The sequence below is a fragment of the Mesorhizobium sp. CCNWLY176 genome (assembly GCF_037153935.1).
Taxonomy (GTDB): Bacteria; Pseudomonadota; Alphaproteobacteria; order Rhizobiales; family Rhizobiaceae; genus Mesorhizobium_M; species Mesorhizobium_M zhangyense.
On sequence record NZ_JBBBDZ010000022.1, the window covers coordinates 52,939 to 65,771 of the forward strand.

The 12,833-nt window shown below is 62.3% G+C and carries 10 protein-coding genes; 6 read left to right on the plus strand and 4 right to left on the minus strand.

The features are described from left to right. Positions 1-43: 43 nt before the first annotated feature. Positions 44-2,998 (plus strand): DNA polymerase I, encoded by a 2,955-nt coding sequence (gene polA / locus WBQ96_RS26055; protein WP_336555659.1) that lies wholly within the window; start codon positions 44-46, stop codon positions 2,996-2,998. A 118-nt stretch (positions 2,999-3,116) separates the two neighbouring features. Here the strand turns inward: polA and WBQ96_RS26060 are convergent, their stop codons facing one another. Beyond that, on the minus strand, positions 3,117-4,616 hold the full coding sequence (locus WBQ96_RS26060) for an MFS transporter (protein WP_165119620.1): 1,500 nt from the start codon (positions 4,614-4,616) through the stop codon (positions 3,117-3,119). 81 nt (positions 4,617-4,697) lie between these two features. On the opposite strand from WBQ96_RS26060, the gene WBQ96_RS26065 reads away from it, so the two are divergent. Then, positions 4,698-5,237: a TetR/AcrR family transcriptional regulator gene (locus WBQ96_RS26065; protein ID WP_336555662.1), complete on the plus strand. Its 540-nt coding sequence runs from the start codon at positions 4,698-4,700 to the stop codon at positions 5,235-5,237. A gap of 16 nt (positions 5,238-5,253) precedes the next feature. On the opposite strand, the gene WBQ96_RS26070 is transcribed toward WBQ96_RS26065, so the two are convergent. From WBQ96_RS26070 to WBQ96_RS26080, 3 genes are all read right to left on the minus strand, one after another. Further along, positions 5,254-5,658: a Fur family transcriptional regulator gene (locus WBQ96_RS26070; RefSeq protein ID WP_165119693.1), complete on the minus strand. Its 405-nt coding sequence runs from the start codon at positions 5,656-5,658 to the stop codon at positions 5,254-5,256. Between the two features lie 197 nt (positions 5,659-5,855). Then, entirely contained in the window at positions 5,856-7,028 is a 1,173-nt protein-coding gene (locus WBQ96_RS26075; protein WP_336555664.1) for a Gfo/Idh/MocA family protein, read from the minus strand. A gap of 202 nt (positions 7,029-7,230) precedes the next feature. Beyond that, positions 7,231-8,286: a sugar phosphate isomerase/epimerase family protein gene (locus tag WBQ96_RS26080; RefSeq protein ID WP_336555666.1), complete on the minus strand. Its 1,056-nt coding sequence runs from the start codon at positions 8,284-8,286 to the stop codon at positions 7,231-7,233. Between the two features lie 384 nt (positions 8,287-8,670). Here WBQ96_RS26080 and WBQ96_RS26085 point away from each other — a divergent pair, with 384 nt between their 5' ends. The 4 genes from WBQ96_RS26085 (at position 8,671) to WBQ96_RS26100 (ending at position 12,490) form a co-directional block, all read left to right on the plus strand. Next, a complete protein-coding gene (locus WBQ96_RS26085; RefSeq protein WP_336555668.1) occupies positions 8,671-9,558 on the plus strand; it encodes a sugar phosphate isomerase/epimerase family protein in 888 nt (295 codons plus the stop codon). Positions 9,559-9,623: 65 nt separating this feature from the next. Then, positions 9,624-10,793 (plus strand): mandelate racemase/muconate lactonizing enzyme family protein, encoded by a 1,170-nt coding sequence (locus WBQ96_RS26090; RefSeq protein WP_336555669.1) that lies wholly within the window; start codon positions 9,624-9,626, stop codon positions 10,791-10,793. Between the two features lie 2 nt (positions 10,794-10,795). After that, positions 10,796-11,512 (plus strand): FadR/GntR family transcriptional regulator, encoded by a 717-nt coding sequence (locus WBQ96_RS26095; RefSeq protein ID WP_336555671.1) that lies wholly within the window; start codon positions 10,796-10,798, stop codon positions 11,510-11,512. 3 nt (positions 11,513-11,515) lie between these two features. Next, a complete protein-coding gene (locus WBQ96_RS26100) occupies positions 11,516-12,490 on the plus strand; it encodes a hydroxyacid dehydrogenase (RefSeq protein WP_336555674.1) in 975 nt (324 codons plus the stop codon). Positions 12,491-12,833: the final 343 nt, after the last annotated feature.

Genomic DNA, 12,833 nt, shown 5'->3' on the forward strand with positions numbered 1-12,833 from the left:
TTTGCAATGGACAGTTTCAGGCCTCCGCGTTAGGGCTTACGCCATGAAAAAAGGCGATCACCTCTTCCTTGTCGACGGCTCCGGCTACATCTTCCGCGCATACCATGCTCTGCCCCCGCTGAACCGCAAGTCGGACGGGCTGCCGACTGGCGCGGTTCTCGGCTTCTGCAACATGGTGTGGAAGCTGATGCAGGATTCGCGAAACACCGATGTCGGCATCACGCCAACGCATTTCGCCGTCATATTTGACTATTCCTCCAAGACCTTCCGCAACGACCTCTACCCGGAATACAAGGCCAATCGCTCCGCGCCGCCGGAAGACCTGATCCCGCAGTTCGGCCTTATTCGCGAAGCGACGCGCGCCTTCGACCTGCCCTGCATCGAAATGGAGGGTTTTGAGGCCGACGACCTGATCGCCACCTATGCACGGCTGGCCCGCGAGGCCGGCGGCGACGCCACCATCATCTCGTCGGACAAGGACCTGATGCAACTCGTCGGCCCGAGCGTCGGCATGTACGACCCGATGAAGGACCGCCAGATCGGCGTTCCCGAAGTCATCGAGAAATGGGGCGTGCCGCCGGAAAAGATGATCGACCTGCAGGCGCTGACCGGCGATTCCGTCGACAATGTGCCGGGGGTGCCGGGCATCGGCCCGAAGACCGCCGCACAGTTGCTGGAGCAGTTCGGTGACCTCGACACGCTTCTGGCGCGCGCTTCCGAAATCAAGCAGGACAAGCGGCGCCAGTCGATCATCGACAACACCGACAAGGCGCGGATTTCGCGCGATCTCGTGACGCTGAAGATCGACGTGCCGGTCAAGGAAGGACTGGATGATTTTGTTCTCCAGCCGCCGAACGGGCCAAGGCTGATCGGCTTCCTCAAGGCGATGGAATTCACCACGCTGACCCGCCGTGTCGCCGAGGCGACCAGCACCGAGGTGGCAGAGGTGGAAGCTGCCGCTCTTGTGATCGAGCGCGCGGACGCAGCCCATGGACCGGATGTCGGCTTTCCATCCGCACCCACAGCCAGATCATCGGCGGCAGGGGCTACCGGGAACGGTGCCGCAGAACCTGACGCGACCAAGAAGGATGGTGACACGCCCTCGCTGCTTTCGGCGCTTCGCGCCGAGGCTGCCGTTGCCGAGAAGATCAATGTCGATGCCTATACCTGCATCCTCGATCTGCCGACATTGCAGGCCTGGGTTGCTGAGGCGAAAGAGGCCGGCCTCGTCGCCTTCGACACGGAGACGACCTCACTCGACCCGATGCAGGCAGAACTGATCGGCTTCTCGCTGGCAACGGCTCCGGGCCGGGCAGCCTATGTGCCTCTCGGCCACAAGAGCGGGCGTGGCGATCTCCTTGGCGGCGGACTGCTTGAAGGGCAGATCCCTGTCCGCGATGCGCTTGCGGCACTCAAACCGCTGCTGGAGGACAAGTCGGTCCTGAAGATCGCGCAGAATCTGAAATACGACCTCGTCGTGATGAACCGTCACGGGATCGACGTCGTTTCCTATGACGACACCATGCTGATCTCCTACGTGCTCGATGCCGGCACGACGGGCGGCCACGGTATGGACGACCTTTCCGAAAAGTGGCTCGGTCACAAGACGATGACGTTCAAGGACATCGCTGGTTCCGGCAAGCGTTTTGTCGGCTTCGATCAGGCCGACCTCAAACAGGCCACGGCCTATGCGGCCGAGGATGCCGACGTCACGCTGCGTCTTTGGCGGGTGCTGAAGCCGCGCCTTGCCGCCAAGGGCCTTGCATCCGTCTATGAGCGGCTGGAACGCCCGCTGGTGCCGGTGCTGGCCCAGATGGAACAGCGCGGCATTTCCGTCGATCGCCAGATCCTGTCCCGGCTGTCGGGCGAACTGGCCCAGGGCGCCGGACGGCTCGAGGACGAGATTTTCCAGCTCGCCGGCAGCCGCTTCACCATCGGCTCGCCCAAGCAGCTCGGCGATATATTGTTCGGCCGCATGGGGCTGCCCGGTGGCTCCAAGACCAAGACCGGCCAGTGGTCGACCTCGGCCCAGGTTCTGGAAGAACTAGCCGCCGAAGGCCACGAACTGCCGCGCAAGATCGTCGACTGGCGCCAGCTCACCAAGCTGAAATCGACCTATACCGACGCCCTGCCCGGCTATATCCACCCCGACACAAAGCGCGTCCACACCTCCTACGCGATGGCTGCAACCTCCACTGGGCGGCTGTCCTCGTCAGAACCGAACCTGCAGAACATTCCGATCCGCACTTCGGAAGGCCGCAAGATCCGCACCGCCTTCATCGCCGACAAGGGCAACAAGCTGGTCTCGGCCGACTACAGCCAGATCGAGCTGCGCGTGCTCGCCCACATGGCCGATATCCCGCAACTGCGGCAGGCCTTTGCCGACGGCATCGACATTCATGCGATGACGGCTTCGGAAATGTTCAGCGTGCCGGTCGAAGGCATGCCTTCGGATGTGCGCCGCCGCGCCAAGGCGATCAATTTCGGCATCATCTACGGCATCTCGGCCTTTGGCCTCGCCAACCAGCTTTCCATCCCGCGCGAGGAAGCCAGCGACTACATCAAGCGCTATTTCGAGCGCTTCCCCGGCATTCGGGACTACATGGACAGCACCAAGGCTTTCGCCCGCGAGAACGGCTATGTCGAGACGATCTTCGGTCGGCGCGCCCACTACCCGGAAATCCGCTCATCCAACCCGCAGCACCGCGCCTTCAACGAACGCGCGGCGATCAACGCACCGATACAAGGGTCGGCCGCCGACATCATCCGCCGCGCCATGGTGCGCATGGACGGTGCGCTGGCGGACGCCAAGCTCTCTGCACGCATGCTGTTGCAGGTGCATGACGAACTGATCTTCGAGACGCCCGAAGGCGAAGTCGAGGCGACGTTGCCGGTGGTACGCTCAGTGATGGAAAATGCGGCCATGCCGGCGGTAAATCTGGCCGTGCCGCTGCAGGTCGATGCGCGCGCTGCTCATAATTGGGACGAAGCACATTGACCTCAGCTGTGAGCCGATCGGTGGGAGATCACATCCGGCGTCACGCAGATGGTCCTGTCGCATTAGAGACGATATTCACTCCAGCGAGGAAGCAGGTCTTGTGATGGCAACGCCGAACTCATCGTTCATGTACGAAGGACTTGTCCGGCTTTCGTGACACTTTCCACACCAGCGCCGCCACCAGCAGCAGACATGCGATTGCTGTGATGATCACGCCCACAAAGGCCTGATCGAAAGCATATCGAGCAAGGGTCGCTACCTGCAGCGACTGATCGCTTTCCAGTCCGGCGGCCAGCATGAGGGCTTCATCAAGACTGTCGCGCGCTTGCGAAGCTATCGCGATGCCCTCGGGAAGGGTCATTGCGCGCGTATACAGGATCGACATGAGACTGCCGAGCAGCGCGATGCCGAGCGCGCCGCCGAGCTCGTAGGACACTTCCTCGACCGACGCTGCCATGCCTGCCCGCTCTTCCGGAGCCGAAAGCATGATTGCGCTGGAGGCCGCCGTCATCGCCGCGCCGACCCCGAAGCCCATCACCGCTAGCGGGGCAAGCCACACAGCCGTCTGCCCGTTATAGGCGAGAAGAAATCCCGCCAGGCCGAGGCCGGTCAGCACGAGAGCACCTATCAGGATGCGGGTCGGAGCGATGTAAGGCAGAGCCAGTCCCGTAAGCGGGCCAGCGATGAAAGCGGCCAGCGGGATCGGCAGGATCAGCAGACCTGCCTCGAGCGGCGAATAGCCCAGCACGAGCTGTAGCCTCTGGCTGAACACCAGCTCGACACCGACAAGCGCTCCCGATGCCACAAGGGCGGTCGCCACGCCCGACGAGAAACGCGGGTTGCCGAAAAGGGAGAAGTCGATCAGCGGCGCCGCACTCCGGCGCTGCCGGCGTACGAACACGATCATCGCGGCAGCGCCGATCAGGAAGGTAGCCGCAACCATGATCCATGACGGATCGCGTTTGCTGATTTCCTTGACCGCGTAGACGATGCCTATCAGACCGACCATGACCTGTATCGAGCCGACAAGATCCCACGGGCGGCTCGCGTCACCAGGGCGCGTGGCCAGTAGCAAAGCGCTTGCGAGCAGCGCCACGAGTACGATCGGAACATTGATCAGGAAGACCGAACCCCACCAGAAATACTCGAGCAACAGTCCGCCAACGACCGGACCGAGGGCGGCCCCGCCGGACGCGACCGCAGCCCAGATACCGATTGCAAAAGCGCGTTCCTTCTCGTCCTTGAAGGTAAGGCGGATCAGCGAGAGGGTGGCGGGCATCATCATGGCGGCACCGACCGCCAGAAACACGCGCGCCGCGATCAACGCGCCGGACGAAGGCGCGAATGCCGCTGCCAGCGACGCCGCCCCAAAAACCGCAAGCCCTGCCATGAACATCTGCTTGTGGCCTAGCCTGTCGCCAAGGGCGCCCAGCCCCGGCAGCAGCCCGGCCACGACCAGCGGATAGGCGTTCACGATCCAGAGCTTTTCAGTGGCAGTGGCTGCAAGGTCGTGCGTAAGCGTAGGCAGCGCTGTATAAAGCACCGTCATGTCGATGACGATCAGGAAAAGCGCGCTGGAAACTATGCCAAGAACAAGCCATCTGTTTTGGTGCGACATCGGATAGTTCCTTTAACATGCGCGATTGTCGGCGCATGACAGTCGATATAAATACGACCGTATTGAAATGGAAGAGGCAAAATGGCTGGACGTCCGCGAAGCATCGATCGGGAAAAGGTTCTGGATGCCGCCGAGGCGATCGTGGCGCAGACCGGCGCAGCGTCGCTAAGCTTCGAAGCCGTGGCCAAGGCTGCCGATATCACCAAGAGCGGCGTTCAATATTGCTTCGGTACCAAAGAGAATTTGATCCGGTCGATGATCCAGCGCTGGGGCGAATCCTTCGAGCGCGACGTGATGGAGCGGATCGGCGCAGACCGGTCAGCGCGATCGATCATCAGAGGACACCTGGAAGCGACACGCGACAGCGACGAGGCGGAATATTCTCGCTCAGCAGTCATGATGACCGCGCTTCTCCAACGGCCCGATCAGGTAGCCGCTTCGCGGGAATGGTATACAAGCCGTCTCTCCGGGCTGGACATGACGAAGAAGGCGGACAGGGATGCGGCCCTTGCATTTCTCGCCGGAGAAGGCGCCTTCATGCTGCGAACGTTGGGGCTGATCGATCTCGACGAGGCGCAATGGAACGCGCTGTTTGCAGATATGCTGTCGATCGTTCGATAACGGCGCGTTGCAGCCCCTACGCAGCCATCGCCGCGCATTTGGCGCAAGTGCCGCGAAACTCGATGACCGCCTTCTTGGCGGCGAAGCCGGTCGAGCCCACCCACTGGTCGAGCTGCTTGCCGACGACCTCGTCGGAAAATTCCGACACCTGCCCGCATTTATCGCAGATGGCGAAGGCGATCATGCGGTGGCTGTGGTCGTGCGGCTCGGCGCAGGCAACGAAGGCGTTCATGCTTTCGAGCCGGTGGACGAAGCCGGCATTCATCAACCCATCGAGCGCCCGATAGACCTGCAAGGGCGCGCGAAAACCCTGCTCGCGCAGGAGATCCAGCAAAGTGTAGGCGCTGAGCGGCCCGGTCGACGCCTCGAGTTTTTCGAGCACGCGCAACTGGTTCTTCGTCAGCGTATCCCTTGCCGCCATGATGGTGCCTTCAATCCGTTTGCCTTGCCTGGCATCTTCGCCCGAAACGCCGGCAATGTCATTCATCAGACATCAAATAGCGATCGGCCACAGGTTTTGCCACTGTCTCGGTGGGCAAAGCGATGGCGGCTGAACCCGCACCACAAAAAACGGCAGCGGGATTGCTCCCACCGCCGCCTGTTTGCCCCTGCCCTCAGTTACAGCTTTGTCCAGGCCGCGTTTTTCTTCGACGATTTCACGCAGGCTTCCACGAAGGCAACGCCCTCGACACCATCCTGCACCGTCGGATAGACGACATCCTTGGCCGGTTTGCCATTCTTCTTGCGCGCCGCGCGAATGGCGCGGGCAGCTTCGGCATAGATGGTGGCAAAACCTTCGAGATAGCCTTCGGGATGGCCGGGCGGCACGCGGCTGACGCGCGCCGCAGCAGGACCTGCACCAGCGCCACCGCGCGTGATCAGCCGCTTGGGCTCGCCGAAGGGCGTGAACCAGAGATAGTTCGGGTCGGCCTGCACCCATTCGATGCCGCCCTTGGTGCCGTAGACGCGCAGCTTCAGCCCGTTCTCGTTGCCGGGCGCGACCTGGCTTGCCCAGATCATCCCCTTCGCACCGCCCTTGAAGCGCAGCATGACGTGAGCGTTGTCGTCGAGCAGGCGGCCCTTGACGAAGGCGTCGAGATCGGCCGACAGGCTGTCGAGTTCAAGCCCGGTAACGAAGCGGGCAAGGTTATAGGCATGGGTGCCGATATCGCCGGTCGAGCCGCCAACGCCGGACTGTTTCGGATCGACCCGCCAGGCAGCCTGCTTCGAGCCAGTGTCTTCCGCCTTTTCCGTCAGCCAGTCCTGCGGGTATTCGGCCTGCACCACGCGGATATCGCCAAGCTGGCCCTTCTGGATCATCTCGCGGGCCTGCCGGATCATCGGATAGCCGGTGTAATTGTGGGTGAGCACGAACACCTTGCCCGACTTTTCCACCAATGCCGCTAGCTTCTTGGCGTCGGCCAGCGTCGAGGTAAGCGGCTTGTCGCAGATGACGTGGATGCCGGCTTCCAGGAAAGCCTTGGCGGCAGGATAGTGCATGTGGTTCGGCGTGACGATCGAGACCGCCTCGATGCCGTCGGGCCGCTTTGCCTCGGCTTTGGCCATTTCCTGAAACGAGCCGTAGTTGCGCTCGGGATCAAGGCCGAGCTCCGCACCGGATGCCTTGGCGCGTTCCGGATTGGACGACATCGCGCCGGCAACCAGCACGAACTCGCCATCGATGCGCGCCGCGATGCGGTGCACGCCGCCGATGAAGGCGCCCTGCCCGCCGCCGACCATGCCGTAGCGGATCGGTCCGCCGCCAGATTCGATTTTCGTGCCGCTGACCATGATGTCCTCCTTGACTGTAATGACGCCCCCTCCCCCTTGAGGGGAGGGTCGGACGGCGAAGCCGTCCGGGGTGGGGTCGTCGATGAAAGTCTCGACCTCGTTATCTCGTTCGTCCGGACAAAGGGACGTCGCGCACTGCCGCGGCGACCCCACCCGACGGCTTCGCCGCCACCCTCCCCTCAAGGGGGAGGGAAACCGGCGCTCAAATCCCCATCATCGCCCGCAGCAGCTTCTTGTCGGTCGCTCCGCCGGCGAAATCGTCGAACGCCTTCTCCGTCACGCGGATGATGTGATGATCGATGAACGGCGCGCCTTCGGCTGCACCGACTTCCGGGTGCTTCAGGCAGCACTCCCACTCCAGCACTGCCCAGCTGTCATAATCGTAGGCGGCGAGCTTGGAGAAGATGCCACCGAAATCGACCTGGCCGTCGCCCAGAGAGCGGAAGCGCCCGGCGCGGCCGACCCAGCCCTGATAGCCGGAGTAGACGCCTTGGCGGCCGTCCGGATTGAACTCCGCATCCTTCACATGAAACGCCTTGATCCGCTCATGGTAGATGTCGATGAAAGCGAGATAGTCGAGCTGCTGCAAAAGGAAATGCGAAGGGTCGTAGTTGATGTTGCAGCGCTTGTGGCCGCCGACCGCATCGAGGAACATCTCGAAGGTCGCGCCGTCGAAGACATCCTCGCCAGGATGGATCTCGTAGCAGAGATCGACGCCGGCATCCTCATAGGCATCGAGGATCGGCTTCCAGCGCTTGCCGAGTTCGCCAAAGGCTTCCTCGATCAGGCCGGCGGGCCGCTGCGGCCAGGGATAGAGATAGGGGAACGCCAGCGCGCCGGTGAAGGAAACGCTCGCCTTGAGGCCGAGATTCTTCGACGCCTTGGCGCCGAACTTCATCTGCTCGACCGCCCATTTCTGCCGTGCCTTGGGATTGTTGTGGACCGCGGCCGGCGCGAAGCCGTCGAACTGGCTGTCATAGGCCGGATGCACCGCGACCAGCTGGCCCTGAAGATGCGTCGACAGTTCGGTGATCTCGACGCCAGCCTCGGCGCAGGTGCCTTTCACCTCGTCGCAATATGTCTTGGACGACGCAGCCTTCTTGAGGTCGAACACTCGTCCGTCCCAGGTCGGTATCTGCACGCCCTTGTAGCCGAGCCCGGCTGCCCATTCGGTAATGCTCTTCAACGAATTGAAGGGTGCCGCATCTCCCGCAAACTGCGCCAGAAAAATCCCCGGGCCTTTCAATGTAGTGGCCATTTTGTTCCTCCCTCTTCTCAACCGCGCAACGTATCCACAGCCGCAGGTTACATCAAACCATCGGCCAGTTCGCGCAAATGTCTTTGTCTATCAACAGCCTCTCTGGTAATACCAAATTGATTTTTTTGGTCAAGTCGGGCATTCAAAACCACTGAACATCCATTTTTTGCAGGACTCGAAATTATACCTTTCTATATCAGCATGTTAGTTGAAACCGCAGTTGATTTTCGTCACCGTCTTGCGGGCTTTTTGGAAATCGTCTAGTAAACCTCTCATACCCAATTGGTCGAACCAGTTTGCAAAACTGCGCGCCTTGTGGGGAGGAGAAGTTGTTTCGCCTTTCGGCGGGGCTGATTGCAGGCGAATGTTTGAAAAGGAACGATCATGCATCTTTCGACGCATAACTGGATGCGCGCCGAGCCGCTGGCCAAGACGCTCGCGCGGATCAAGAAATACGGCTACGAGAGCATCGAAATCTCCGGCGAGCCGACGCAGTACGATGTCAAGGACACGCGCGCCTTGCTCAAGGAGCACGGCATACGCTGCTGGGGTGCGGTGACGCTGACGCTGGGCGAGCGCAACCTCGCCGCCAAGGACGAAGGACAGCGCGCGCGTTCGGTCGATTACGTGAAAAGCGTCATCACCATGGTCAGCGAGCTCGACGGCGAAATCATCACGCTGGTGCCGGCGACGGTCGGCAAGGTGGTGCCGGACGGCACCGAGGAAGAAGAGTGGAAATGGGTGGTCGACGCCACCCGCGAGTGCTTCGCCCATGCACAGAAGAAAGGCGTGCGGATCGCGGTCGAGCCGCTGAACCGCTTCGAGACCTATTTTTTCAACCGCGCGTCCCAAGCCCTGGCGCTGGCCGACGCGGTAAGCCCTGAATGCGGCGTCTGCCTCGATGCGTTCCACCTCAATATCGAGGAAGAGAACATGTATGACGCGATCCGGCTTGCCGGGAAGCGTCTGTTCGACTTCCATGTCGCCGATAACAACCGCTTTGCCGCAGGACTCGGCCAGCTCGACTGGCCGAAGATCATCGGCACGCTGAAGGAAATAGGCTACGACGGCGCCGTCACCAACGAGTTCGTCGCGCCCGTCGACCGCACGCCGGCCAACAAATACCCGACGATGGTGGAGCGCAATCCGGTCGACATACCGCCGGAGCAGCTCAAATTCATTCAGGACCACGGCTCAAGCCTTCTGACGGAAGACTTCTATGCTGACCAGATGCGCATTACGGCGGAAACCATTCTGCCGCTGATCAAGTAGGACGCCGGCAGACCGGCATTTTTGAGCCCTTTCGCCGGGATATGGCGGAAGGGCTGGGGAGAATTATGCGCATAAAGCACGTACAGGCATGGTGGGTCCGCATACCCATCGCAACAGATCGCCAGCACCGCAGCGACTTCGGGCAGGTTCAAACCTTCGACGCCGCGATCCTGCGCATCGAGACCGACGATGGTCTCGTCGGCTGGGGCGAAGGCAAGAACGCCGCCGGCAGTGCCGGCACCTACGGCGCGCTCGTCCACCTGCTCAACCACGAGATCGGCCCGCAACTGATCGGCCGCCATGCCGGCGACATCGGCGTGATCTGGGAGATGCTCTATAACGGCGTGCGCCACGCATCCGCCGCCGCATCCGGTCACGCCATGCCGCAGCTGGCGCGGCGCGGCCTGTCCATCGCCGCCATCAGCGCCGTCGACATTGCGCTGTGGGACATCCTCGGCAAGTCGCTCGGCAAGCCGGTGTGGCAATTGCTCGGCGGGCGCAAGCTGGAACGCATGCCCGCCTATGCGTCCGGCGGCTGGGCAAATGCGGAGACGATCGGCGACCAGCTCAAATCCTATATCGACCGGGGCGGGTTCAAGGCTGTGAAGATGCGTGTCGGCGCCATGGACGGCGCGCCGCATATCTCGGCGGCACGCGTGCGCGCTGCCCGCAAGGCGCTCGGACCTGTCGTCGACATCATGGTCGATGCGCATGGCACCTACACGGTGGCCGAGGCCAAGCGCTTCATCAACCTGGTTTCAGACTGCGACCTCGCCTGGTTCGAGGAGCCGGTGATTGCCGACGACAAGCAGGGCATGGCGGAGGTTCGCGCGGCCGGTTGCGTGCCGATCGCGACCGGTGAAAGCGAGGCGACGCGCTATGCCTTCCGCGATCTCGCCGTGCTCAAATCGGCCGATATCTTCCAACCCGATCCTGCCTTTTGCGGCGGCATCAGCGAGGCGATGAAGATCGGAACGATCGCCAGCGCCTTCAACCTGCGCTTCGCGCCGCATCTTTGGGCGGGGGCGCCCTGCTTCTTTGCCGGGCTTCATGTCTGCGCCGCTTCGCCCGCCAGCTTCACCATCGAATATTCGCTTGGCGCAAATCCGATGATCCATGACCTGATCGAGGAGACGGTCGAGGCCAGGGACGGTATGATCGCCATCCCCGATTCTCCCGGTCTGGGGTTCACGGTCTCCGAACGGTTCCTGGAGGCCCACGCACAGAGCGCCTGAAGATGAAAGAAAAAAACCTGCTGGCGGATCTCGCCTCCTACCTGTTCTCCTGCTCCAACGCAGAGAGCGGGCGTACGCCCTCGGAGCGTGAGTTGGCCGAGCATTTTGCCGTCAGCCGCGGCCAGATCCGGGAGTCGCTGGCGATTCTGGAAGCGATGCGCATCGTCGAACGGCGCGCGAAGTCCGGCATCTATCTGACGACGCGGCAGGCCAGCGTCGAGGCGATGGCGCTGTTTGCCAAGGCCGGCCTGCCGCTCGACCCGATCCAGATCTACGAGACGGTGGAACTGCGCAAGATCCACGAGATCAAGGCTGCAGAACTCGCCTGTTCGCGCGCAATAGAAGAGAATTATGAGCGGCTGCGCGAAATCCTCAAAGCGTCCGAAGACCGCCTCGCCAGCGGCGAACCGCTCGGAAAGCTCGACCGGGATTTCCATCTCGAAATCGTGCGGGCGACCCAGAACAGTGTCTTCCACAAGATCTGCAGTGTCTATTACCTGATGGGCGAGGAGCGCCTGCCGATCTATTTCAGCGATCCCGAACGTGGCCGCCGCTCGCATGCCGAACACATCCAGATCTATGAAGCGCTGCTGCGCCGCGACGGCAATCTCGCGCAGGCGTTGATGAGCGCGCATCTGCAAGGCGCCGAGAGCTACTGGAAGGACCTCATCGACGGCGTCGAGGCCAGCGACGCCGAGCGAAAGCCGGAGCAGGTCTGACCGGTGGCGACAATCTTTTCCACCCACGCATTGCACCCCAAAGCAACCGCAATGCTTACCGGGCATGGCGATCTGGTCATCGCCTCGGCGCTGGATGATGCGACTTTGGTGCGTGAAGCGGAAAATGCCGACATCGTCATCGTGCGCGCGCCGCTGCCTGCTGCCCTTTTTGCGAACGCACCGAAGCTGCGTGCGGCCATACGCCATGGCGCCGGGCTCGACATGATCCCGGTCGACGCCGCCACACAGGCCGGCGTTCTGGTTGCCAACGTGCCGGGTGTCAATGCGCGCTCAGTGGCGGAACACGTCATCTTCGCGACGCTGGCGCTGCTGCGCCGCTTCCGCATCATCGATCACGACCTGCGCGCGCAAGGCTGGCTTGCCGGGCGCGAACACGCCAATTTTGCCGGTGAACTCGCCGGCCGCACGATGGGTATCATCGGCATGGGCAATGTCGGCCAGGCGGTCTTTTCCATCGCCCGCAACGGTTTTGGGCTCGACGTGATCGCCAACAGCCGCAATCCGAAAAGCCTGCCGGAGGGCGCGCGTTTCGCTACCGTCGACCAGCTTGTCGAAGAAAGCGACGTCGTCGTGCTCTGCTGCCCGCTGACGCCCGAGACCACAGGCCTGCTGAGCCGTGAACGCATCGGCCGCATGAAGCCGGGCGCGTTGCTCATCAATGTTTCGCGCGGGCCGGTGGTCGATGACGACGCACTGATCGAGGCGCTGGGTGACGGCGCCATCGGGGGTGCGGCGCTCGATGTTTTCTCGACCCAGCCACTGCCGCCGGACCACCCCTATTTTTCGTTCCCGAATGTGATCATCACCCCCCACATGGCCGGCATCACCGAAGAGAGCATGGAGCGCATGGGCACGGGCGCAGCGGCGGAGGCAATCCGCGTGCTTGGCGGCGAACTGCCGGTCAATCTGCGCAATCCGGAGGTGGTGGAGGCCTATCGGCGACGGTTTGGGGGGTGAGGCCCGGCGTCGCCGGCGTTCTTCTTCACCCTCTCACTCCGTCCAAGCCCCTCTGGCCTGCCGGCCATCTCCCCCGCAAGGAGGGAGATTAGCTGTCATCGGCTTGGCCGCCGGTTCTGCAGCGCCCAAGATTAGCGAAAGCCGACATGAAGGCTGATCTCCCTCCTTGCGGGGGAGGTGGCCGGCAGGCCAGAGGGGGGTGCTCCAGCGAGCACATACTTTTCCATCGCCTTACCTGCTTTGCAGTCAGAGTCGCAGGGGACGGTTTACTTTTGGGGCTGTCCTAGGAGATTTGTTGTTTGATCCAAGTTTTAAGTGTCTTCAAGAGGCTTGCTGGTGGTCC

Excerpts from the sequence above, each read along its gene's own strand:
- polA (WP_336555659.1), top strand. The coding sequence starts at position 44 with ATGAAAAAAGGCGATCACCTCTTCCTTGTCGACGGCTCCGGCTACATC.
- WBQ96_RS26060 (WP_165119620.1), bottom strand. The coding sequence starts at position 4,616 with ATGTCGCACCAAAACAGATGGCTTGTTCTTGGCATAGTTTCCAGCGCG.
- WBQ96_RS26065 (WP_336555662.1), top strand. The coding sequence starts at position 4,698 with ATGGCTGGACGTCCGCGAAGCATCGATCGGGAAAAGGTTCTGGATGCC.
- WBQ96_RS26070 (WP_165119693.1), bottom strand. The coding sequence starts at position 5,658 with ATGGCGGCAAGGGATACGCTGACGAAGAACCAGTTGCGCGTGCTCGAA.
- WBQ96_RS26075 (WP_336555664.1), bottom strand. The coding sequence starts at position 7,028 with ATGGTCAGCGGCACGAAAATCGAATCTGGCGGCGGACCGATCCGCTAC.
- WBQ96_RS26080 (WP_336555666.1), bottom strand. The coding sequence starts at position 8,286 with ATGGCCACTACATTGAAAGGCCCGGGGATTTTTCTGGCGCAGTTTGCG.
- WBQ96_RS26085 (WP_336555668.1), top strand. The coding sequence starts at position 8,671 with ATGCATCTTTCGACGCATAACTGGATGCGCGCCGAGCCGCTGGCCAAG.
- WBQ96_RS26090 (WP_336555669.1), top strand. The coding sequence starts at position 9,624 with ATGCGCATAAAGCACGTACAGGCATGGTGGGTCCGCATACCCATCGCA.
- WBQ96_RS26095 (WP_336555671.1), top strand. The coding sequence starts at position 10,796 with ATGAAAGAAAAAAACCTGCTGGCGGATCTCGCCTCCTACCTGTTCTCC.